Below are 22,674 nucleotides of genomic sequence, written 5' to 3'. Positions count from 1 at the left end.
AGTGTGATTATATTCGGGCGGGAAAAAGACTGTTTATAGCTTAAAGGTGGGGCATTAATAGTTGTCAGGAAGGGCATTAATAGTTATCAGGTGGGGTATTAATAGTTATCAGGTAGGGTATTAATAGTTATCAGGTAGAATATTAATAGCTGATATTCAGCGGATTAATACTATACAGATAAAGGGAAAATATGGGGGGGGATAGAGTATCGGAAAATCATACTGAATCTAATATAGCAAAATCATGATAATGATTTCTGCTTGTGGAAGAATAAGGAGCTAATCATAGAGTCTGACTGCTTGTAGCTAAATTGTCAAAGAAGCATTAGAATCCAGTTATACTTAAAAACAACTCAAATAGAGCACTTCAAAAAAACAAAGAACAATCTAAAAAGATTGCCCTTTGTAAAACGACTCCTCTATTATTATATAAAAATCAGCTTATTATTAGTGATGAGAAAAGTACTGTAAACAAAAGATTCATCCAAAGGAAAAAGCAAAATGATTCTCATCGTAAAGTTCGATCAAACCATTTTTACGTCCTATGCATATCTTATTCTCACGAGCTAGCCAACCAACAGCCAAAGCAGTACTTTCCACACTCAAATTGAGTTTTCGGGCAAGTTCCGGAATAGTAATTTTATCAATCTCTTTAAGAGCATGCCATACTTTTCCTGCGTTAGCTCCCACAATTTTCTTATCCATAGTAAGATTAAAATTAAAAATTAATACTAAAAAAGGATATATGCAGTTTAAAAGTAATCAATCACTGAGAGCTCGATAAATAAAGATCTTTATCTTATTCAAGATAATCGACAACACCATTTTTCTCAAAAAACAAATAAATGAGCCTTTTATCTTTAATATATAGCAACAAGAACTACTCCATTTTACAACACAAAAAAGAGAAGAACAACCATGCATATATAATAACAATATAGACGTTCTTACTTTTTCACGAATAACAACTATTACCCTAAGGTAAAAAGAAATCAGTAATCGCAATTACAATTAAAAAAATGGAACGCTTTTCTAAGTTTTATCTCAATAAACGCAATACTTTTAATACTTTGTAAATACAACAAACAAAAGCAATAAAAGATTATATCATCTTTCTTTTTTCTGTTCTAATCCTCTCAAATATCACATTTTTTAGCATTACAATTACAATTCCAATTTAAATTTTATACTCTTCTATTTTACGGTAAAGTGTAGTAAGTCCGATTTTCAATAGACGGGCTGCTTCTGTCTTATTCCCTTTCGTATACTCAAGTACACGAGCAATATGCCTCCTTTCCATAGCAGAAAGTTCAAAGCTCCCAATACTATCATCCGAACATTCATAATGATTGTTTTGAATTTCCAAAGGAAGATCACAAACATCCAGACATCCATTTTCACAAACAATCAGACTGCGTTCAATGACATTTCTCAGTTCACGGATATTTCCTTTCCACGGTTGCTGTTCCAATGCTTGCAAGAAAGCGGGAGTCATTTCTGTAACTGCATAAGAAAGTTTCTCTGAAAACTTCTCAGTAAAAGCTGTAGCTAGAATCTTTATATCACCCGTACGTTCACGAAGCGGTGGAAGATGCACTTGAAACACGGAAAGACGATAAAATAAATCTTCGCGGAAACGTCCTTCTTTAATTTCTTCTGTCAAATTACGATTTGTCGCGGCTATGATACGTACATTCACTCTGGTAGGTTTTGTATCTCCTATTTTTATATATTCACCCGTCTCAAGTATTCGCAACAACTTAGCTTGTAGTTCAAACGCCATTTCTCCAATCTCATCCAAAAATATCGTACCATTATTGGCCTCTTCAAAAAGTCCTTTTTTATCTTTCATAGCTCCCGTAAATGAACCTGCCTTATGACCGAACATTTCACTTTCTAAAAGCTCCTTACTAAAAGAAGAACAATTAACGGCTACAAAGTTCTGCTTACTTCGTTTACTATTGTAATGAATTGCCTGAGCAAAAACTTCTTTCCCTGTTCCAGTTTCTCCAGTCAGTAAAACCGGAACATCAGTAGTTGAAACTTTCTTTGCTAATGAAACTGCATCTTTCAGTACTTTTGATTCACCTGAAATTGAATCAAATGAATACATCTGACCAACTTTCCTCTCGAGCTTTTCGAGCCGGACATTCATATTTGCTTTATCAACTGCACGACTGATCAAAGGAATAATTTTATTATTATCGTCTCCTTTCGTGATATAATCGAACGCACCGTTTTTAATAGCTTGTACACCATCGGGAATATTTCCATGGGCTGTGAGCAGAATCACTTCAATGTTAGGATTGGCCTTTTTAATATTCAACACCAAGTCTACTCCATTCCCGTCAGGAAGAAAAACATCGCATAAAGCCACATCAGGTATTTGAACTTCAAGCTGTTTCATAGCAGCTTTGCAGTCACCTGCCTGGCATACTTCATATCCCTCCAATTCCAACATACGAGCCAAAAGGCTACGTATCTGGACTTCATCGTCAATAATAAGAATTTTACTCATAGTTAGTTTTTTAAAAAAGAAGAATGACAAAACAGGGTGCACAAATATAAGTTTTTTCTATGAATCAAAGAACAATTCTGCCTGTTTCCTTGTTATTTCCACAGGAAACTATTTACATTATTAAAATATGAAAATAATAATTATAGGAGGAGTTGCAGGAGGTGCAACCACTGCCGCACGTATAAGGCGAGTAAACGAGACAGCAGAAATCATTCTTCTGGAAAAGGGTAAATACATATCTTATGCCAACTGTGGGCTGCCGTATTACATAGGCGGGATCATTAAGGAACGCGAAAAGTTATTCGTTCAAACTACGGAAGCTTTTTCCACGCGCTTTCGTGTAGATGTACGGACAGAAAATGAAGTGATCTTTATCGACAGGAAACGAAAAACGGTAACCGTACGTCAAAGTAGTGAAGATACCTATGAAGAAAGTTATGATAAATTATTAATATCAACCGGAGCTTCTCCCCTTCGTCCTCCATTACCAGGAATTGACTTAAATGGGATTTTCACTTTAAGAAATGTGTCGGACACAGACCGAATCAAAGAATATGTCAATCAGCACGTTCCCCGTAAGGCAGTTGTCATCGGTGCCGGATTTATTGGACTCGAAATGGCAGAAAATCTGCACTTACAGGGAGCGCAAGTATCTATTGTAGAAATGGGTAATCAAGTAATGGCTCCCATCGATTTCTCAATGGCTTCTTTGGTTCACCAACATTTGATGGATAAAGGGATAAATCTTTTTTTGGGGCAAGTAGTTGCTTCTTTTGAAAGAGATGGTAAAGGATTGAAGGTGCTCTTTAAGGATGGGCAATTTATCTCCGCCGATATTGTTATTTTATCTATTGGGGTACGCCCGGAAACAAACTTGGCACGCGCCGCAGAATTAACGATAGGCGAAGCAGGTGGAATTGCTGTCAATGAGTACTTACAAACGTCCGATGAGTCAATTTATGCCATAGGTGACGCTATCGAATTTCCCCATCCAATCACTCGCAAACCATGGTTAAACTATCTCGCCGGACCTGCCAATCGCCAAGGACGTATCGTAGCAGATAACCTTTTGGGAGGTAAGATTTCTTATGAAGGTGCTATTGGTACTTCAATTGCTAAGGTATTCGATATGACAGTTGCTTCTACCGGACTACCCGGAAAAAGGTTACGCCAAGTAGGGATCAATTATTTATCCAGTACGATCCATCCTTCTTCACATGCTGGTTATTATCCGGATGCCATGCCGATGAGCATCAAAATTACTTTCGACAAAGAGACAGGTAAATTATATGGTGGACAGGTAGTTGGTTATGATGGAGTAGATAAACGAATTGATGAAATAGCACTTGTTATAAAGCACCAAGGTACTATTTACGATCTGATGAAACTAGAACAGGGTTATGCACCTCCATACTCTTCTGCCAAAGACCCGGTAGCTGTTGCAGGTTATGTAGCCGAAAATATAATTACAGGAAAAGTAAAACCTGTTTATTGGCGAGAATTGAGAGACATTGAAATGGAGAATAATTTCCTACTTGATGTCCGTACTCCAGATGAGTTTGCATTAGGAACTCTTCCAGATGCTGTAAATATTCCCTTGGACGAACTACGTGACCGATTGACTGAACTTCCCAAAAACAAACTAATCTACACCTTCTGCGCCGTTGGATTAAGAGGTTATCTTGCCTATCGGATTTTGGTACAACACGGATTTGAGAACGTACGTAATCTTTCGGGGGGATTGAAAACTTATCGTGCAGCTACGGCTCCTATCATACTCAACAATGTATCCATACAACAAAGCCCAAAGATTTCATCTACTGACGAAGTAGTTAAAACAATCCGCGTAGATGCTTGCGGACTGCAATGTCCGGGTCCCATCTTAAAAATGAAAAAGACAATAGATACACTTGCTTCAGGAGAACGGGTGGAAATCACAGCAACTGATCCCGGATTTCCTCGCGATGCTGCTGCATGGTGCAATTCAACAGGAAACCAACTTATTACCAAAGAGTCTTTAGGAGGAAAATCTGTAGTTATTATAGAAAAAGGAGAACCAAAATCATGTAATATTGTTACTTCTTGTGACAGCAAAGGAAAAACCTTTATTATGTTCAGTGATGACTTAGATAAAGCTTTAGCAACTTTTGTACTGGCTAACGGTGCAGCAGCAACAGGACAGAGAGTGACGATATTCTTTACATTTTGGGGGTTGAACGTTATAAAAAAGATGCATAAGCCGAATATAAAAAAAGATATCTTCGGAAAAATGTTTAGCCTAATGTTACCTTCCAGTTCAAAGAAACTAAAACTCTCTAAAATGAGTATGGGTGGAATAGGAGGTAAAATGATGCGATATATCATGAACCACAAAGGAATTGACTCTCTGGAATCTCTACGGCAACAAGCTTTAGAGAATGATGTAGAATTTATTGCTTGTCAAATGTCAATGGACGTAATGGGAGTAAAACAGGAAGAGCTTCTCGACGGAGTAACTATTGGCGGAGTGGCAACTTACATGGAACGTGCTGATAACGCTAATATCAACCTGTTCATATAAAAGTAAAACTAAAATAAATAAATATTAAGCTGTATATGAAAACAATATGTGCAATGCGTGAAGTATTCAGGGCAATGTCCAGTTTTGAGATTGCTTTTGAAAAGACGTATAATATTTCTTTGAATGAAGCTATCTTATTATGTGCTCTTCAGGACTCGATTCAAAAAATGACAGCCACCAATCTTTCCAAGCAAACAGAGCTTAGTCCTTCTCACACATCTAAAATGCTTCGGATATTAGAAGAGAAAGGATTAATTATCAGGACTCTTGGCAATCAGGACAGACGGCAAATGTATTTCCATCTAAGTCAAACTGGAAAACAGCGTATGGGTGAATTAAAATTGGATAAAGTAGAGATTCCGAATTTACTGAAGCCATTATTTGAAGATAAGTAATTATTATTTAAAGATAAGTCAGCAATATCAGCTTTTAAAGATTAATTACTATAGAATATACTCAAGAAACTGAAAACATTTAAGAGGAGAGACTGAAAAACTCTCTAAATGAAATATCACCCTCGTTATAACATTTAACGAGAGTGATTTTTAAATTCAAGACTTCTTAAACTTTTCTTTTTTGGCATCACAAAATATACCCCAAAAAGGCGACTGAATTATACACATATTCTCAATTTCCTTATTCAGGACGTATATTTAAAACATACCATTTTCTTACAATTTTCTAATTCAAACTGCTATAAATCGAGCTTCTAACCAAACTATTTTAGATCAATCATTCCAAAACTGCTCATCATTTAACGTAAAATTATCATGCATTATATCAATGAACTCATTATTCTGCGAGCCATTTTTTAATTAATGAAATAATCTTTTGCTTCTCTGCTTCCGGCATTGAACCTATCCGTGCCAAATGACTTCCATCAGGTTCTATAAAAACATGGATATTATTTTTCTTTTTCAGCCAAGTAACCCCAGCTGCCGTCCATGGATCATTTTCACCATAAATAAAAATCATTCTCGGATCATCTTTTTTTAAGAATCTGATAATTTTTTTACTCAGTTTCTTATCAAACTTTATAGCTTCCAATTCTTTCGGTAGCATCAAATGCCTTAGATAATCATTGCTTGTCTCAATGGAAAGATAAGATTTGAATGGAGTAATATCATAGCCATAATACCCTAGTTCATGAGTAGCTTGTACAAAAAAAGACAGATTGGGACTATCTGCTGCAAAATAAGCTGGATCACTGATAGCCAATAAATGACTAAAGATAATTTCATCAGAAGCAGAAGATTCGGGTATCTGACTGATAAGTGTCCCCCATTGCCAGAAAGCGAAAGAATATTCCAATACACAAAAATCATAAATATCTTCCAAGGGTGCTCGGAATGTGTGTTTTCTTTCAGTACATAGTTTTTGGAAACGTGGCAACAAACTATCCTTTCGTTTCAAAGCCTCCAGTTGAAAATCTTCTACTTTTTTCCTGTCGGTTTTCGTAGACACTTGTTGAAGAAAAGGCTCATGCCGACCATCTTCAAGATCATAACAAAGAGGGGCTACATAAGGTACGGAGATATCAACATCATCAGGAAAAAAAGCCCGATACAGAAGAGAAGTTTGTCCACCTTTACTAATGCCAGTACTGATCCATTTCCCGGAATAAAGAGTTTTAAAAGTAGTTGTGACAAAATGCAAATCTCCGGCAGAATTTTCAGCTGTTAGATATTGCCAGTCACATGAATCAGGTGTGGATTCCAGAAAATAACGATGCTCTACAAAGATCATATTCGCGTCGAATAAATCAGAGATTTCTTCCCTATATTGAGGCCTTAGCGCATATCCAGCGCCATATCCTTCAGTCACGATAACCGTGGGACGGTCGAAACCTATATGTCCTACAATTATGCGTTGAAGAAAGGTCCCTTTTTCTGGATGTCGATGATCCAATGGTTGTGTCAAAAACATCACATATTTTTCTGAAAACCGATTCGTTTCGAGCGATTTTATTCCGGTAATAGAAGTGTTTTTTTCAATCTTCTGAAGAAAACTTTCCTGTGCCAATAAAGATGAAGGCATAATTGCCGCGAACAGCAGGATAGAGAGCCATCCGATAAAATTTATTTGAATGCGTTTCATATAGTTAGAATGTTAATTATTTGGCAAAGATAATCATTTGAGCGAACCTTTTTACACTTTCCTTGTTGTTTGTAACAAAAGCCCCGAGGTACCAGGGCGCGATTTTTATATAACCTAAACATTATAAATGATATGAAGAAATTAATTCCTATTTTATTGGCGGTCTTCGCACTCGCTTCATGCGAAAAAGACCCGGACATGGGTAAGCTGGATGACAATTATCTGGTGTATACTAACTACGACAAGCAAGCCAACTTTAGAAGCTTTAGTACATTCTATCTGGCAGACCAGATATTAGTTATCTCTGATAGCAAAGAGCCGGAATATCTGGAAGGAGAAGGTGCAGAACAAATTCTGGCTACTTATGCGGAAAATTTAGAAGCTAGAGGTTACCAACCTGCTCCCGATAAGGAAAGTGCAGATCTTGGTATTCAAGTAAGCTACATTGCCAGTACTTATTATTTCACCGGTTATTCACAACCTGAATGGTGGTGGGGATATCCAGGCTACTGGGGACCTTCATACTGGGGAAATTGGGGTGGATGGTACTACCCATATGCAGTAACATATAGCTATAGCACCAACTCATTTCTGACTGAAATGGTAAATCTGAAAGCAGAACAGGGTGATAGCAAGAAACTTCCTGTTGTATGGACTAGCTACTTAACGGGATTTGAAACAGGTTCCAAAACAGTCAATCGCGCACTTGCTATAAAGGCTGTAAATCAATCATTCGTTCAGTCTCCCTATCTTACTAATAAATAAATAACTACAACTGTTATGAAAACAAAAAAGAATATATATTTCAAGGTGGTGGCATTGGCAGCCATTGCCATTGCCTTCGCTATGCCGGCTAAGGCTCAGTTATCTGACAACGGATATGCTAATATAGACTGGCAATTCAACGTTCCATTGAGTAATAATTTTGCCGACAAAGCCAGCGGTTGGGGTATGAACTTTGAGGGCGGTTACTTTGTAACTCCAAACTTAGGTTTAGGACTCTTTTTAAATTATCACAGCAACCATGAGTATGTTCCTCGCGAAACATTTAAATTGGGTGCAGGTGATGTAACTACTGACCAGCAACATACAATATTCCAGTTACCTTTTGGTGCTGCTGCACGTTATCAGTGGAATCGTGGTGGCATGGTTCAACCTTACGTTAGTGCTAAATTAGGTGCTGAGTATGCTAAAATCCGCTCCAATTTCAATATGTTGGAAGCCAGAGAAAACAGCTGGGGATTCTACGCTTCTCCTGAAATCGGTATCAATGTATTCCCTTGGGCTTACGGACCAGGTTTGCACTTTGCTTTGTACTACAGCTATGGTACCAATAAAGCTGATGTACTGCACTATAGTGTAGATGGACTGAATAACTTTGGTTTCCGCGTTGGTTTGTCATTCTAAAGAATAAATAATTCTACTCGACTTTATATTTACTAAGAGTGCCCTTCTCTGCTTTTTATAGCAAAGGGGCACTCTTTATTTCTAATAGTAAAGAGTATTTATTTTTTCATTGCCTCATAAATTACATCTTGTATCTTTTCACGAATACTCATCTTACCTAGCTTTCCATTGATTACCGTTGGATATATACGATTGCTCAAAAATACATAAACCAATCCATTATCCGGATCTACCCAAGCACAGGTTCCGGTAAAACCAGTATGTCCGTATACTTTTGCTGTAGCATGAGTTCCACATGGACTCATATTCGGTTTTTTAGTGTCCGGTTTATCAAAGCCTAATCCGCGACGGCTGATTTTAGATACTTCTGTGGTAAATAGCTGACATGTTTCTTTACTTAGATATCGTTTGCCATTTATTTCACCTCCATTTAGTAGCATTTGATAAACTTGCGCAACCTCGCGAGCCGTAGAGAATAATCCGGCATTTCCCGAAATTCCTCCCTGGAAAGCAGCTGTTTCATCATGGACAAATCCTTGAAGTGCCGTCTTACGTAAGAAGTTATCAATGGAAGAAGGTACTACCACAGACTTCGGCAAACGGTGTAAAGGTAGATATCCTGTACGTTCCAATCCCATCTGTTGATAAAATTCTCTCTGCAAATAAGTGTCCATTGACATACCAGCGAGTTCTTCCACCAATAAACGCAACAAGACAAAACCAACATCACTATACGTGTAAGTCTTATATTTCATTGGAGCTTCCACTATCTTCTTTTCCATCTCTTTCAGGAAAGTAGAATTCAGCCACAAGCTATCGGAAATCTGCAATGTATATCCTTCTTTTTTAGTGCAAGAAACATATTCCTTTTTAAATTCAAAATTGGGATTTGCCCAGGTAGAAGCACCTAATTGTACCGGATGATGTGTATCCTTACGTGTGCTAAACAGTCGCCCTTTATAGCTATCTTTATCTATTGCCTCCGAATAGAGTGCTATGCCAGAAGGCAATCCAGACTGATGAAACAGCAGATCTTGAATTGTTATGTCTTTCTTATTCGTCCGTTGGAGAAAAGGCAAATAATCTGAAATCTTATCAGTCAAGTTGAAACGTCCTTTATCGTAAAGTTTCATCAAAGCAAGCAATGTTCCTGTCGTTTTTGAAAGAGAGGCCAAATCGTAGATATCAGTTGATTGTACAAGAGGACTTCCTTTACCAGCATGAGTGCCAAATGCCTTATCCACCATCACATGACCGTCTTTCATCACCACTACCTGACAACCAGGATAAGCTCCTTGGTGAATACCATCCAAAGCAATGGAGTCAATTCGTTGCAAAATAGAAGAAGAAAGACCATATTCTTCGGGAATAAAATGCGACGGAGTCTGTGGAGTAATTGTAACTCCTTCACCAGCCCGAAATAAACCTCCCAAAGATGCAGACAGTCTTCCATCAGCTGTCGCTTTGGCAAATAATACATTGGCAACCTGAGTCTGAACATCATCATCATAACTATGAGCCAACACAACAGCCGAAGCAGCCATTACTGCACGTTGAATTTGTAGCATCATTTTTTCCTGAGTAAAGAAAAGATAAATAGCCGGGGTCTTAGGAACGAACTTTGCAAAAAATGGTTGATAAGGTGCAAGACGCTGTTCGCTAACAGCAACGATGATTCGTTTATAATTCGCCAAAGAATCCCGTAATTGCTGTGCTTGTATCTCTGTCAAATTTGGTTGCAAATGGAAACGAGATAGAGATACATAGTCCGACAGTTGTTTTGCTAACGGATTCGTTTCTCCTACATCACCAACTTCAAGTAATGCCACCGACTGGCTCGTATCGGCATATAAAGGAAGAATCTTATTCTTATTGTTTAGGACAGTTATTGCCGCAAAATTTAGTCGGCGAATCAAATCACGCGTCTGGGGAGTACTGATTCTTTGTCCCAAACCGGAAAGTTGTACATACTTTTTTTTCTTCAGTCCTAATACATATTTATAAGTCAGCACCTTACGGCATTTACCCTCAATTTCTTCTATGCTGATATCTCCTTTTTCCACAGCTTCAATCACTGAAGGTATTTCCTCTTTAAGATTACGTGGAGACAAAACTATATCATTACCAGCCTTCAAAGCTTGTAAGCAGATACTTTGATTACCTGCCACTCCTTTCATTGCGAGTGCATCAGTAAAAATTAAACCTTTGAATGCAAGTTCGTTTGTCAGCAAATCATACACAACATTACGGGACAAAGAAGATGGAAGTCCACCAATAGGTTCAATGACAGGCACTTGAAGATGCCCAACCATCATTCCACTTACCCCAGCACGAATTGCCTCCTTAAAAGGGTAAAGTTCCACACTATCCAAACGCTCGCGAGTAAAAGGCAATACAGGTAACTCTTTATGTGAATCTACATCTGTATCTCCATGACCGGGAAAATGCTTACATACAGAAAGTACCCCCCCGCCTTCCAAACCGGATGCATATGCAATTACTTTTTCGGCAACGTGTATTGGATTTTCACCGAAAGAACGTGTATTAATCACCGGATTATCAGGATTGATATTCACATCAGCCACTGGAGCAAAATTAGCCTGTATACCCAACAGTTTACATTGCCGAGCCATCTCCCTACCATATTCATAAATCAAACGATTATCTTGTATACACCCTAACACCATATTTTTAGGAAATACTGGTGTTCCACGCAAACGCATTGCTAGTCCCCACTCTCCATCAAATGTCAGCATCAAGGGAACTTTAGCCAGACGTTGCGCCCGGTTAGTCAATTCCACCTGGTTCTGCATCTTTCCTCCGGAAAACAACAAGCCACCCACTTTGTAAGTTTCAACTGCGTCTTTCAGCAAAAGTAGATTACGTTTGGTATCAACAGGTGCAATAGTATAAATAAATAATTGACCAATTTTTTCTTTAAGAGTAAGCTTATTCATGACAGAATCCACCCATTGCTTGCACTGTTCATCTTGATTAGCTTTATAAAGTAACAAAGGCTCTACAACTGTATGAGCATTTCCTCTCTGAGCTTTGACAGGAAGAAATAATAATACAGCCATCACAAATATCAATATTCTCATCTTTTATTCAAAGTCAAATCTAGGCGTCCGACATAAATTCCATTTTTACCGGTATGCATAATAGGAACATTTTTCCCATCCATATTCAAATAGTTTTTGGGAACTTTCAAAAAAGTATGTGAGTGCCCCCCCAGAATTACATCAATGTTGCGAGTGTTTGCTACCAACCTCTCATCCATCTGTATTCCCAAGTGTGACAGACAAACAATAACATCACATCCTTCTTCTTTCAACAATTCTGCAATTTCGTTGGAAACAGCCACAGGATCTTTATATATCAACCCTTCACATTTATTTGCCTGTATCAACCCTTCTGGTTGGACTCCCAACCCAAAAACTCCTATCTTTAAGCCACAACGTTCAAGAATAACGTATGGTTTCACTATATCTTTGAGTACAGTAGCATTCAAATCGTAATTGGCACATACAACTGGAAATTTAGCCATCTTGAAAATGCGTGCCATATTGTCCAAGCCAAAATCAAACTCATGATTGCCTATGGTCATAGCATCATATCCCATTTCATTCATCATGTTGATCTCTACTTCACCTTTAAATATATTGTAGTAAGGAGTACCTTGGGAAATATCACCACAATCAAATAATAGCGCATGAGGATTATCTTTGCGAAACTGAGAAAGAAAGGTAGCCCGACGAACAAATCCTCCTTCGCCATAATTTGGATCTCCTTGTTGAGTAATAGGCTCTATCCGGCTATGTACGTCACTGGTCTGCAATAAAATTAGCTTCTTCGTTTCCTGTCCCCACGCTAATGCAGGCAACAATAAAAAAACAGAAATAATATAATTACGAATAGTCATATAATATTTAGATTTCATTTTTAACATTTAATCTCTTCTCTCTCCTTATTTTTGAGCCGGAACCGGAACAATAGTGATACGTCCGTCTAATTTAGAAGTTATTTTCTTTCCAGAGGCAGTCTGTTGTTTTACATACTTAAGAAAAAGTTCACGCAATGTCGCACTATCCGGACATTCGCGTTTGTCTGCCTGCAGAAACGGAGTAAGTCCGCCATTTCCATCAGCTAAATAATCAATAGTGGCTACCGTATACTCCCTATTTTCTTCAATTAGTTTGCCCTGAACTGTAGCGTTCAACAGCTTTCCATCTTTTGTAATTTCAATCTGTGCTCCGCTTAATCCTTCCCCATGTTGAGAAGCAATCACCGTCAGCAAATTTTTTATTTCTGCTCCATTCATTGTCAATACGCAAAGAGAATTCTCAAAAGGAAGTATTTCATACACTGCATCTACTGTTATATTACCAGCCGGAAGGATATTCCTCAGTCCACCCATATTCATTACTCCAATGTCAGCAGGATGTTTCAACACACAATCTGCAGATATTCTCAACACTTCTGCAACCAAATTAGAAAGCAAACTTTCAGGGCGTCCTTTATCCATTTTCATTTCACTGACACCAATCACCTCATACATCATCTTATCCACTTTCTCTTTATATGAGTTGAGAATGGCTTTTGCCTTTGTATCAGAATTAACATCCCATGTTGAATCCATACAAATTCTGCTACCTTCAATTTTAGCAACCTCATAATTAGCCTGACTCGTTTTGTGAGTAGCACGACAAGAGGTAAATAATATCAAACCTGCCAAAAGAACTCCCGGAATAAGTATAGTATAACTTTGTCTCATTTTTATTCATTTTGTTGAAGCTACAAACTTATGAAAAAACGATGTAAAAAGCGAATAAAATTAGAAGAATACCAGAGATTTCTATCCGAACCTGAAAACATTCAGCGTACTAATGGCCAACTAAATACAGAATGTTACAGAATAATGATAGTATTTGGAAGAAAGATGGTCGCTTTTTAACCCCCAATAACTAAATAGTGATAGTAATGGCGTTTTCCACCCCAATATTATAACATATATGAGGGCACATCAAAGAGATTTAAATAAATTGCATGATTTCAGTGCCAGACATTCCACTCAAATGAGCAAAGAAATAGGAGGAGATAAGGAAGGAAATATGCGAAACATTTGGCTATCTGGCAAATAATTCGTTACTTTGCACCGCTTTCGCGCAATCGCTGTCAAGATAAGAGTTACTTGGTATGTTGCGTTGTAACGATAAAACAATTTAATAATAATAACAATGGATTTAATTAAAATTGCAGAAGAAGCATTCGCTACCGGCAAACAGCACCCAATCTTCAAAGCAGGAGATACTGTAACAGTAGCATATCGTATTATTGAAGGTAACAAGGAACGTGTACAGTTGTACCGTGGTGTTGTTATCAAAATCGCTGGTCACGGAGAGAAAAAACGTTTTACTGTACGTAAAATGTCAGGGACTATAGGCGTAGAAAGAATTTTCCCGATCGAATCACCGGCTATCGACAGCATCGAAGTAAACAAGGTAGGTAAAGTTCGCCGCGCTAAATTGTACTACTTGCGTGCTCTTACCGGTAAAAAAGCTAGAATCAAAGAAAAAAGAGTTAATTAATCAAACTCCAAGATTCGAAATAAAAGAGAAGAAATTTCAAAAAAATTTCTTCTCTTTTATTTTATTCAACTTTTGCTACTACCTCGTAATATCTAACATTCAAGATTTTCCCTCTTAAATAGTCATTTTTTTATAAGCTCTTCTAATTTTTGCTTAATAAATTGTATCTTATTATACTGTTTATAGCTGCAACCTAAACAAAATAACAGGACAGACATGAAAAACTATAATATTATCTTCTCCTTCGAACTAAAACTTAATAAAAACGTGCACAAAAACACGATAATAATATAAAATACTAAATTTGCACCAAGTGAGATAGTCGGTTTTATTTTCCACAAATATTCATTTAATAAAATAGTATAAAACAAAAAAATCCCTGGAACCTACACGCTCCCAGGGATCTCCATTACCTCTATTATAAAAATTGATATTATTCTTTCAGGTCTTTCAACTCCCAAGCCAATGCACTGGCACCCAGTACAGCAGCATCAGAGTCTTTTAATTCAGAAACAAGCAACTTTGTTTTTCCTCTATAGATATTCAGAATATTGTCATCAATTGATTTTTGAATCGGCTTCATGATATAATCACCCGATTTAGCAAGACCACCAAACAATACAATTGCTTCGGGACTTGAGAATGCAATAGCATCTGCCAAAGATTCACCTAGAATAGTACCTGTAAAATCAAATATCTCCTGAGCTAAGGCATCACCCTGCACCGCTGCATCATATACATCTTTAGATGTAATATTTTCAGCAGGAATATTACGAAGCAAACTTTCATCAGTACGAGCAGCTAGTAATTCGCGAGCTGTACGTGCTACACCAGTAGCAGAACAGTAAGTTTCGAGACATCCATTACGACCGCAACCGCAAAGACGTCCACCACGACGAGCAATTACATGGCCTAACTCACCTGCAAAGCCATCATGACCATATACCATCTGACCGTTGATTACAATACCACTACCTACGCCAGTCCCCAGTGTAATCATGATAAAGTCTTTCATACCACGAGCAGCACCATAAGTCATTTCACCAATAGCTGCTGCATTTGCATCATTCGTCAAAGCAGTAGGAATACCTAATCTTTCTTCAAACATGGCAGCCAACGGAAGGATTCCTTTCCAAGGCAGGTTCGGAGCGAACTCTATAGTTCCTGTATAATAGTTACCGTTCGGAGCACCAATACCGATACCTCTGACCTTATCTACACCACCATTAGCAATAATCAATGGAAGTAAATTCTTGCATACTTCCTCAGCAAACTCCTCTACTGTCGGGTGACCAGCTGTTTTGATTGAGCTACTAGCAATAATAGTTCCGCGTGCGTCTACAATTCCAAAGACGGTGTTCGTTCCGCCTATGTCAATACCTACTACGTAGGGCTTTTCCATGTTTGAATTCATGATACTTTTATTTAAAAGGGTTAGTTAATCACTAAATTTGTTGCACACAAATTACGTAAAGAAGATTGAGTCTACAAAATGTTTTCTGAAAAAAGTGCAACTCATTTGCAACTTTTCGTAACTCACAAGTACAAAATGATGAAAAAGGTCTCTACTTCCCTACTATTTCTTTTCCTTAAGCCCAATTTCGAAGAAATAATATATCATTAAAGTTTCTTATTATTTTTGCTATTTGGAACATAATTTAAATAATTAATATTACATTTCGAAAATATTCATAATAAGCATCCGATAATATTCAAAATAACTACTTATGAAAGTAATAGAAAGTAGAGAATGTATTAGTTCCAATAGTATTTGTACCAGATGCATTTGGCTATTTTTGAATATGTAGATTGCCTATAGCATTTCTTATAATTGATTCATAATCGTAGAATATCTTCTAAATGTCCTTTATAAACAATAATAAATTAACGAGCTCAATGTCTCAAACTATTTTACGTTCAATGTGTATAGTTCTTTTCTTTTTCTGTATAGCAACTCCCCATTACGCTGTCAGTAAGGAAATAGATATGAAGCATATTTTATTAATCAGTTCTTACTTCCCTGATAAGGAAAATAGTAAAATCATCATCAACACTTTATCGCATAAATTAAATACAGAGTTAAACTGCCGAATTACTGTTGAATATATGGATAGTGAATCTTCCACCGATTTTAATGAATGGGAAAGCTGGATGAAAGAGCTATTTGAAGCCTATAAAAATGCACCTGATATAGTAGTTATCATTGGCAACGAAGCATGGATAACTTACACTACTTCTTGCCCCCAAACATGGAAGAATATTCCAATAGTATTAGGAAGTATAAAAAATAGCTATATTGATTATAGCCACATTATCCCACAAGACATTAAAGACATCAAGGATATTCGTAATACAACAAAATCATTTGGAGATTTTCGCGTCACCGGATATTATGTAAAAGATTACTTCAAGGAGAATTTACAACTTATACGGCAGCTTCAACCGGAAGTCAGTCGAATCGCTTATATATATGACAATCGTTATAATTTCCGTTTTCTGACACCTTATCTCCAAAAGATAGCACACGAGGTTGGTTTCAAAGAATTTCATCCTTTATATGGAAGCGAGCTAACTACAACGCAACTTGTAGACTCTCTCATATCTCACGATAATAGTTATGCTATTATCTCTTCTGGCTGGTATACGGACATTCACCACTATTCTCATGCCTATTCTATGCTTCATAATGAATTGGTACTGCAACATTCGAAATTCTTTTATTTAATTAATGATCAGGGAACCACCAATCCAAACTACTTAGGCGGATATTTTGTCACAGCTGAAGATTTAGGAAATGATCTTGCCGAATTGACCTACGAAGTTCTTTCAAAAGGCATAGACAATAGCCGGAAGTTTCAAGCCACTCCTTCGGTACCTAAGTATTATATTAATTATAAAACATTGCTAAAAACTAACATTGCTCAATCACAATTGCCATCTGATACTGTATTATATAACAAAGAAGCATCATTTCTAGAAACTTATTTTTGGCAACTCTTTGTTGGTGCATTAGTGATATTGGGAATCATTTTGATCTTATTTCTGCAAATGCTCTATTATAAACGAATTACAACTGTAAAGGCACATATGATGGAAGAGCAAAAAAGATTACGAGAAAAGGCCGATGAATCCAACCGCTTAAAAAGTGCATTTCTTGCGAATATGAGTCATGAAATCCGTACACCACTCAATGCGATTGTAGGTTTTTCAAGCCAATTAGCTTATGCAGATGATAAGGAAGAGGCACATACATATATGAAAATCATCGAAACGAATAATGCTCTTTTACTTCAACTCATCAGCGATATTCTCGATTTGTCTAAAATTGAGTCCGGACAATTAGATTTCCATTATTCCGAGACTGACGTAGTCCAAATAAGCCGAGATCTAGCACATGAATACCTGCCTAAAATAAAAGAAGGAATAGCATTACAATGTGAACTGCCTGATAAGAAATGCGTTATTTATACCGAACGCTACAGACTGGCACAAGCAATATCGAACTTTCTGAGTAATGCCGTAAAATTCACAGAAAAAGGTTATATACGTTTCGGATTCGAGCATACTGTAGATGGATTACGTTTTTTTGTAGAAGATACAGGAAAAGGAATTGCAGACGAAAACCTGTCCAAAGTATTTGCCCGTTTTGAAAAAATAGATGATTTCACTCCGGGTAATGGATTAGGAATGTCAATATGCAAAGGCATTATAGAAAAGATGGATGGCAAAATTGGCATAAAATCCGAATTAGGAAAAGGAAGTACATTCTGGTTTACATTACCCTGCAAGATTATTTCTATAGAAAAATAGCATAAACATATTGACCGGTTCATTCGTTATTATAAAAAGAACCAATGAATATGAAACAGTTTATCATTTTAGTGATTCTGATAATTAATAATGTATTTTTAGGAATTGCCGGACCAATGAAAAAGCAAGCAGAAATCTATTTTGCAGGAGGTTGTTTCTGGGGGACAGAACACTTTCTGAAACAAATCAGAGGGGTAGAAAATACCCAAGTAGGGTATGCCAACAGTAACATTCTAAATCCCACTTATGAACAAGTTTGTTCAGGAAAAACAAATGCAGCAGAGACTGTTAAAGTCGTATATGATCCCGAAACTGTAAGTTTGAGTCTGTTACTTGATTTATATTTTCAAACAATAGACCCCACCAGTCTTAATCGTCAGGGAAATGATCGGGGAACACAGTATCGGACAGGTATTTATTATACGGATAAAGCAGAGATCCCCATTATCAATCAAGCTATACAAACACTGTTTGTTCAGTATAAACGCCCGATAATGATCGAAGTAAAGCCTCTGGAAAACTTCTATCCGGCAGAAACTTACCACCAAGATTATCTTGATAAGAATCCAAATGGTTATTGCCATATCAATCCGGCTTTATTTGAAATTGCACGTAAAGCCAATACTCCCCAAATAAAAGTTTATCAGAAACCGGACGATACAGTTCTTCGTAAAAAGTTATCAGCTGAACAATATGCTGTAACTCAAAAGAATGCAACCGAACCTGCGTTCCATAATGAATATTGGAATGAACATCGCCCAGGTATCTATGTGGATATTACTACTGGAGAACCATTATTCGTTTCTACTGATAAATTTGATTCCGGTTGTGGATGGCCTAGTTTTTCCAAACCTATTCAAAAAAATCTAATTAATGAGAAATTGGATACAACTCATGGAATGGTGCGAACAGAAGTACGTAGTAAAATTGGTGATGCTCACTTAGGTCATGTATTTACAGATGGTCCGAAAGAAAAAGGTGGACTTCGTTATTGCATTAATAGTGCCTCATTGCGATTTATCCCAAAAGATAAAATGCAGGAGGAAGGTTATGGAGATTATTTATCCCTTGTCAAATAAAAAAGAACGGTTCATATACTGATCAACAGAATATTGTCTACCTTTGTACCTGATTTATTATCAAAGGCGAACGATGAAAAAGTATAATAAAAAAAAGATTCTCCTACTTTCTGTTGGTGGGGGAATACTTATCTGCCTCATCAGTATTTATTTATATCGTAACACTCTTTTAGAGAATATTGTCGGTAAACGCATTGGCCGAATCGAGCAGGTGCATGGACTCAAAATTTATTATGATAAAATGGAGATGAAAGGATTGAACAAAATCATACTCCAACAATTATCAATTGTGCCAGACCAACGGGATACTCTTCTTACATTAGAATCTGCAATTGTCAAACTTAACTTTTGGAAGCTACTCACTCGCGAAATAGAAATACGTCATGTGACAGTGAACGATCTATCACTTGCCTTTATCAAACAGGATTCGATAGCTAATTATGACTTCCTTTTTAAAAAAGGCACAGAGCAACTTCCTCAAGCAAGAGTAAATGAAGCTAACTATTCAGAAAGAATCAATAAACTTCTAAACCTCTGCTTTGGTTTTTTACCCGAAAACGGAAAGCTAAACCATATCTGTATTACAGAACAAAAGAATAAAAATTTCGTTTCCATTATTCTACCTTCATTCATCATAAAAAAGAATCATTTTCAATCGAATATCAATATACAAGAGGATACTCTATCGCAGCATTGGACGGTGAATGGAGAACTCAAACAACATGATAACACCTTAAAAATCAATCTTTACTCATCAGACTCAAAAAAGATTTCTCTACCCTATATTACCCGACGATTTGGAGCAAAAGTCACATTTGACACTTTATCATACAGTCTAACCAAAGACATTCTAGACAGAAATCAAGTGCGCCTCAACGGACAAGCTCAGGTAAATGGGCTGGATGTTTACCATAAAGCTCTTTCCCCGGAAATCATTCACTTGGACCAAGGAAAATTGGATTATCAAATGAACATTGGTGAGAATGCTTTGGAACTCGATAGCACCACTACTGTTATATTTAATAAACTTCAGTTTCATCCGTATTTATATGCTGAAAAGCAAAAAGAATATTGGCATTTCATAGCATCGGTTAATCAATCCTGGTTCCCTGCAGATAATTTATTCAGTTCTTTGCCAAGAGGTTTATTCAATAATTTGGAAAATATAAAAACGAGTGGAGAATTAGCCTACCATTTTCTATTTGATGTTGATTTTGCTCAGATAGATAGTCTAAAAATAGAATCAGAATTGAAAGAAAAAGATTTTCGAATTATCAAATACGGAACTACCCCTCTTTCTAAAATGTCTGATGAATTCAGTTATACAGCTTATGAAAATGGAGTTCCTGTACGTACTTTCCCGATCGGTACTTCGTGGGAACATTTCACCCCGTTAGATAGTATTTCTCCTATATTACAAATGTCCGTACTACAAAGCGAGGACGGTGCATTCTTTTATCATCAAGGATTTCTACCAGATGCATTGCGTGAAGCACTCATCTATGATCTACAAGTGAGACGCTTTGCCCGTGGTGGAAGTACAATCACAATGCAATTAGTAAAAAATGTATTCTTAAACCGTAACAAGAATTTTGCACGTAAACTAGAAGAAGCATTAATTGTATGGTTGATAGAGACAGAAAGACTAACATCTAAGGAAAGGATGTACGAAGTTTATCTGAATATCGCAGAATGGGGACCGCAGATCTATGGTATTCAAGAAGCCTCCTCCTTCTACTTTAACAAACGCCCTTCCCAACTGACTATAGAAGAAAGTATTTTTTTGGCTTCTATAATCCCAAAGCCTAAACATTTCCGTAGTTCATTCGCCGACAACGGACAGTTGAAAGAAAGTATGGAAGGATATTATAAACTTATTGCCGGACGCCTTGCCAAGAAAGGGTTAATAAGTGAAATCGAGGCGGATAATATCCGCCCCGACATCCAAGTAACGGGCCAAGCCCGGAACAGTCTAGTCGGCAACAAGCCGGAGTCTAGTTCTCCTTCCGCTGAGGAGTAAATATATCAATAAAAAAGATAGGTTATCTTCTTGTGCTATTTTCCCTCTCCGAAGAACGAGAGGAACCACGACTACTATTACTTCTCGTACTTTGATTAGACGAACGTCTTTCGGTTGAACCTTTTGAAACATTTTCCCTACTGGTACCACGACTACTGCTACTTCCACGATTATTTTCCCGATTCGTTGTCGTAGTAGGTCGCTCTTTATTATTTTCACTCCTGTTTGGAACTACATCTTTACGAGACGATTCTCCTCTAGATGGAGTTGAAGGTCTGCTAGACGTAGAAGGACGTTCAGACGGTGAGGGCCTATTAGATGTCGAAGGTCTACCAGAAGTAGAAGGGCGTTCAGACGGTGAGGGCCTATTAGATGTCGAAGGTCTACCAGAAGTAGAAGGACGTTCAGACGGTGAGGGCCTATTAGATGTCGAAGGTCTACCAGAAGTAGAAGGACGTTCAGACGGTGAGGGCCTATTAGATGTCGAAGGTCTACTCGGTGCAGAGGGTCTATGCCCAGATTCGGGACGCTGATGATTTGATCCTCCTGGACGTTCAGAGACTCCCGGACGAGTTGGCACATTATGAGGACGAACAGAAGTATTAGGACGGAAATGCACCGAACCAAAATCCGAACGACGATAAGAATGGAATACTCTTTGGTCTCTCACTCTATGTGGTGTTGGATAATGTCCAAAGTCATTATATCTACCCCTATAATAACTTACATGATGGAGGTGTGGACGAAAATGAGCTCCACAATAAGTCCGGTAATGATAAGGCACACCAAAATAAAACAATCCTCGATTCGGATAGTTAATATAAATCCGGAAATTCCATCTTCCCCCGGTAACATAAATCGGACGATAAAAATAATCGGCTCCCATAAATCGACGATATTGCGAATTATTCAATACCCAACGAAGATCATCATTACGGATATCCAGAGCTTCATAATAGTCGTTTACTGCCCATTCATCTCCACGCACTACATAATCCATTATATTACGGACAGAATATATAAAATCATAATTGATTTCATAGATATCATTGTATTGCTGAGTATTCAAGTCCAATTCATATGCCATTTTATCAGTAAGGAAACGTGTCTCCTTACGCACTTTGCTAGTGCTCATAGAAGCCATCATAGTCATACTGGCACTCAGACCAATAGCAAAGAGTAAAAATAATATTCGCTTCATGATTCAACCTCCTCTTATTTATTATTTAAAACTCATTTTTTTATATAGCAGGCGGCAGAGGTAATGCAGGCCTACCATAGCCACTAAAAGTATCCATACTTACCACTTCACCATCCATAAATTGAATTATAATCGTCATAGGTGTCGGAGTTAGTGGAGTTCCTTTATCACGACGAAATTCCCATTCTTCCAGATCGCCTTCAAACCGTCGATAATCAGGTTTCCCCAAAAGCTGTCGTACCTCTTGTTGCGTCATGCCTTTCTGCACTTCCATCACTTTCTTACCGGAAACATAATAAGATGCACAACTACTACTCAAAATAAGTACCAAGAATAACAAAACAGCATGTATATTTCTCATAATCATATCTTTTTAATGAATATTGATAGCTTA

17 protein-coding genes are annotated in these 22,674 nt (G+C 37.3%); 8 read left to right on the top strand and 9 right to left on the bottom strand.

Annotated features, from left to right (window positions below):
- Window positions 1–480 precede the first annotated feature (480 nt).
- The gene (locus tag PHO71_RS22505; protein WP_300207829.1) at window positions 481–705 is read right to left on the bottom strand and encodes a winged helix-turn-helix domain-containing protein; all 225 of its coding nucleotides are present in this window, start codon (window positions 703–705) and stop codon (window positions 481–483) included.
- A 472-nt stretch (window positions 706–1,177) separates the two neighbouring features.
- Window positions 1,178–2,518 (bottom strand): sigma-54 dependent transcriptional regulator, encoded by a 1,341-nt coding sequence (locus PHO71_RS22500; RefSeq protein ID WP_300207828.1) that lies wholly within the window; start codon window positions 2,516–2,518, stop codon window positions 1,178–1,180.
- Between the two features lie 127 nt (window positions 2,519–2,645).
- On the opposite strand from PHO71_RS22500, the gene PHO71_RS22495 reads away from it, so the two are divergent.
- Window positions 2,646–5,078, top strand: a complete 2,433-nt coding sequence (locus PHO71_RS22495) for an FAD-dependent oxidoreductase (protein WP_300207826.1) — start codon at window positions 2,646–2,648, stop codon at window positions 5,076–5,078.
- A gap of 35 nt (window positions 5,079–5,113) precedes the next feature.
- Window positions 5,114–5,473, top strand: coding sequence for a winged helix DNA-binding protein (locus PHO71_RS22490; protein ID WP_300207823.1), 360 nt, complete (start codon window positions 5,114–5,116; stop codon window positions 5,471–5,473).
- Window positions 5,474–5,870: 397 nt separating this feature from the next.
- Here PHO71_RS22490 and PHO71_RS22485 read toward each other — a convergent pair whose 3' ends face one another.
- Window positions 5,871–7,175, bottom strand: coding sequence for a S28 family serine protease (locus tag PHO71_RS22485; protein ID WP_300207821.1), 1,305 nt, complete (start codon window positions 7,173–7,175; stop codon window positions 5,871–5,873).
- A 132-nt stretch (window positions 7,176–7,307) separates the two neighbouring features.
- Between PHO71_RS22485 and PHO71_RS22480 the strand changes: the two genes are divergently transcribed.
- Together PHO71_RS22480 and PHO71_RS22475 are read left to right on the top strand one after the other, a co-directional pair.
- Entirely contained in the window at window positions 7,308–7,940 is a 633-nt protein-coding gene (locus PHO71_RS22480; protein WP_300207818.1) for a DUF4136 domain-containing protein, read from the top strand.
- Window positions 7,941–7,955: 15 nt separating this feature from the next.
- Entirely contained in the window at window positions 7,956–8,582 is a 627-nt protein-coding gene (locus tag PHO71_RS22475; protein ID WP_300207816.1) for a porin family protein, read from the top strand.
- Between the two features lie 98 nt (window positions 8,583–8,680).
- Here the strand turns inward: PHO71_RS22475 and PHO71_RS22470 are convergent, their stop codons facing one another.
- From PHO71_RS22470 to PHO71_RS22460, 3 genes are read right to left on the bottom strand one after another with little or no spacing between them, the layout of a single operon-like run.
- On the bottom strand, window positions 8,681–11,683 hold the full coding sequence (locus PHO71_RS22470) for a glycoside hydrolase family 3 N-terminal domain-containing protein (RefSeq protein WP_300207814.1): 3,003 nt from the start codon (window positions 11,681–11,683) through the stop codon (window positions 8,681–8,683).
- Window positions 11,680–12,504, bottom strand: a complete 825-nt coding sequence (locus tag PHO71_RS22465) for a bifunctional UDP-sugar hydrolase/5'-nucleotidase (RefSeq protein ID WP_300207830.1) — start codon at window positions 12,502–12,504, stop codon at window positions 11,680–11,682. Before PHO71_RS22465 ends, PHO71_RS22470 begins: the two co-directional genes overlap by 4 nt.
- Window positions 12,505–12,549: 45 nt before the next feature.
- Window positions 12,550–13,356: a 5'-nucleotidase C-terminal domain-containing protein gene (locus tag PHO71_RS22460; RefSeq protein ID WP_300207811.1), complete on the bottom strand. Its 807-nt coding sequence runs from the start codon at window positions 13,354–13,356 to the stop codon at window positions 12,550–12,552.
- 463 nt (window positions 13,357–13,819) lie between these two features.
- Between PHO71_RS22460 and rplS the strand changes: the two genes are divergently transcribed.
- Window positions 13,820–14,170, top strand: coding sequence for a 50S ribosomal protein L19 (gene rplS / locus PHO71_RS22455; RefSeq protein WP_300207809.1), 351 nt, complete (start codon window positions 13,820–13,822; stop codon window positions 14,168–14,170).
- 433 nt (window positions 14,171–14,603) lie between these two features.
- Here the strand turns inward: rplS and PHO71_RS22450 are convergent, their stop codons facing one another.
- Window positions 14,604–15,584 (bottom strand): ROK family protein, encoded by a 981-nt coding sequence (locus PHO71_RS22450; protein ID WP_300207807.1) that lies wholly within the window; start codon window positions 15,582–15,584, stop codon window positions 14,604–14,606.
- Between the two features lie 572 nt (window positions 15,585–16,156).
- Between PHO71_RS22450 and PHO71_RS22445 the strand changes: the two genes are divergently transcribed.
- From PHO71_RS22445 to PHO71_RS22435, 3 genes are all read left to right on the top strand, one after another.
- The gene (locus tag PHO71_RS22445) at window positions 16,157–17,980 is read left to right on the top strand and encodes a HAMP domain-containing sensor histidine kinase (RefSeq protein ID WP_300207805.1); all 1,824 of its coding nucleotides are present in this window, start codon (window positions 16,157–16,159) and stop codon (window positions 17,978–17,980) included.
- Window positions 17,981–18,030: 50 nt separating this feature from the next.
- Window positions 18,031–19,059 (top strand): peptide-methionine (R)-S-oxide reductase MsrB, encoded by a 1,029-nt coding sequence (gene msrB / locus PHO71_RS22440; protein WP_300207802.1) that lies wholly within the window; start codon window positions 18,031–18,033, stop codon window positions 19,057–19,059.
- A gap of 73 nt (window positions 19,060–19,132) precedes the next feature.
- Window positions 19,133–21,079, top strand: coding sequence for a biosynthetic peptidoglycan transglycosylase (locus PHO71_RS22435; protein WP_300207800.1), 1,947 nt, complete (start codon window positions 19,133–19,135; stop codon window positions 21,077–21,079).
- 22 nt (window positions 21,080–21,101) lie between these two features.
- On the opposite strand, the gene PHO71_RS22430 is transcribed toward PHO71_RS22435, so the two are convergent.
- Together PHO71_RS22430 and bamE are read right to left on the bottom strand one after the other, a co-directional pair.
- Window positions 21,102–22,280, bottom strand: a complete 1,179-nt coding sequence (locus PHO71_RS22430; protein ID WP_300207797.1) for a hypothetical protein — start codon at window positions 22,278–22,280, stop codon at window positions 21,102–21,104.
- A 40-nt stretch (window positions 22,281–22,320) separates the two neighbouring features.
- The gene (gene bamE, locus PHO71_RS22425) at window positions 22,321–22,641 is read right to left on the bottom strand and encodes an outer membrane protein assembly factor BamE (RefSeq protein WP_300207795.1); all 321 of its coding nucleotides are present in this window, start codon (window positions 22,639–22,641) and stop codon (window positions 22,321–22,323) included.
- Window positions 22,642–22,674: the final 33 nt, after the last annotated feature.

The sequence above is a fragment of the Bacteroides sp. genome (assembly GCF_028690125.1).
Taxonomy (GTDB): Bacteria; Bacteroidota; Bacteroidia; order Bacteroidales; family Bacteroidaceae; genus Bacteroides.
This window is presented reverse-complemented; position numbering and strand designations above follow the sequence as displayed.

Bases quoted from the DNA above. Each gene is read 5' to 3' on its own strand.
- PHO71_RS22505 (WP_300207829.1), bottom strand. From the start codon at position 705: ATGGATAAGAAAATTGTGGGAGCTAACGCAGGAAAAGTATGGCATGCT.
- PHO71_RS22500 (WP_300207828.1), bottom strand. From the start codon at position 2,518: ATGAGTAAAATTCTTATTATTGACGATGAAGTCCAGATACGTAGCCTT.
- PHO71_RS22495 (WP_300207826.1), top strand. From the start codon at position 2,646: ATGAAAATAATAATTATAGGAGGAGTTGCAGGAGGTGCAACCACTGCC.
- PHO71_RS22490 (WP_300207823.1), top strand. From the start codon at position 5,114: ATGAAAACAATATGTGCAATGCGTGAAGTATTCAGGGCAATGTCCAGT.
- PHO71_RS22485 (WP_300207821.1), bottom strand. From the start codon at position 7,175: ATGAAACGCATTCAAATAAATTTTATCGGATGGCTCTCTATCCTGCTG.
- PHO71_RS22480 (WP_300207818.1), top strand. From the start codon at position 7,308: ATGAAGAAATTAATTCCTATTTTATTGGCGGTCTTCGCACTCGCTTCA.
- PHO71_RS22475 (WP_300207816.1), top strand. From the start codon at position 7,956: ATGAAAACAAAAAAGAATATATATTTCAAGGTGGTGGCATTGGCAGCC.
- PHO71_RS22470 (WP_300207814.1), bottom strand. From the start codon at position 11,683: ATGAGAATATTGATATTTGTGATGGCTGTATTATTATTTCTTCCTGTC.
- PHO71_RS22465 (WP_300207830.1), bottom strand. From the start codon at position 12,504: ATGACTATTCGTAATTATATTATTTCTGTTTTTTTATTGTTGCCTGCA.
- PHO71_RS22460 (WP_300207811.1), bottom strand. From the start codon at position 13,356: ATGAGACAAAGTTATACTATACTTATTCCGGGAGTTCTTTTGGCAGGT.
- rplS (WP_300207809.1), top strand. From the start codon at position 13,820: ATGGATTTAATTAAAATTGCAGAAGAAGCATTCGCTACCGGCAAACAG.
- PHO71_RS22450 (WP_300207807.1), bottom strand. From the start codon at position 15,584: ATGAATTCAAACATGGAAAAGCCCTACGTAGTAGGTATTGACATAGGC.
- PHO71_RS22445 (WP_300207805.1), top strand. From the start codon at position 16,157: ATGAAGCATATTTTATTAATCAGTTCTTACTTCCCTGATAAGGAAAAT.
- msrB (WP_300207802.1), top strand. From the start codon at position 18,031: ATGAAACAGTTTATCATTTTAGTGATTCTGATAATTAATAATGTATTT.
- PHO71_RS22435 (WP_300207800.1), top strand. From the start codon at position 19,133: ATGAAAAAGTATAATAAAAAAAAGATTCTCCTACTTTCTGTTGGTGGG.
- PHO71_RS22430 (WP_300207797.1), bottom strand. From the start codon at position 22,280: ATGAAGCGAATATTATTTTTACTCTTTGCTATTGGTCTGAGTGCCAGT.
- bamE (WP_300207795.1), bottom strand. From the start codon at position 22,641: ATGAGAAATATACATGCTGTTTTGTTATTCTTGGTACTTATTTTGAGT.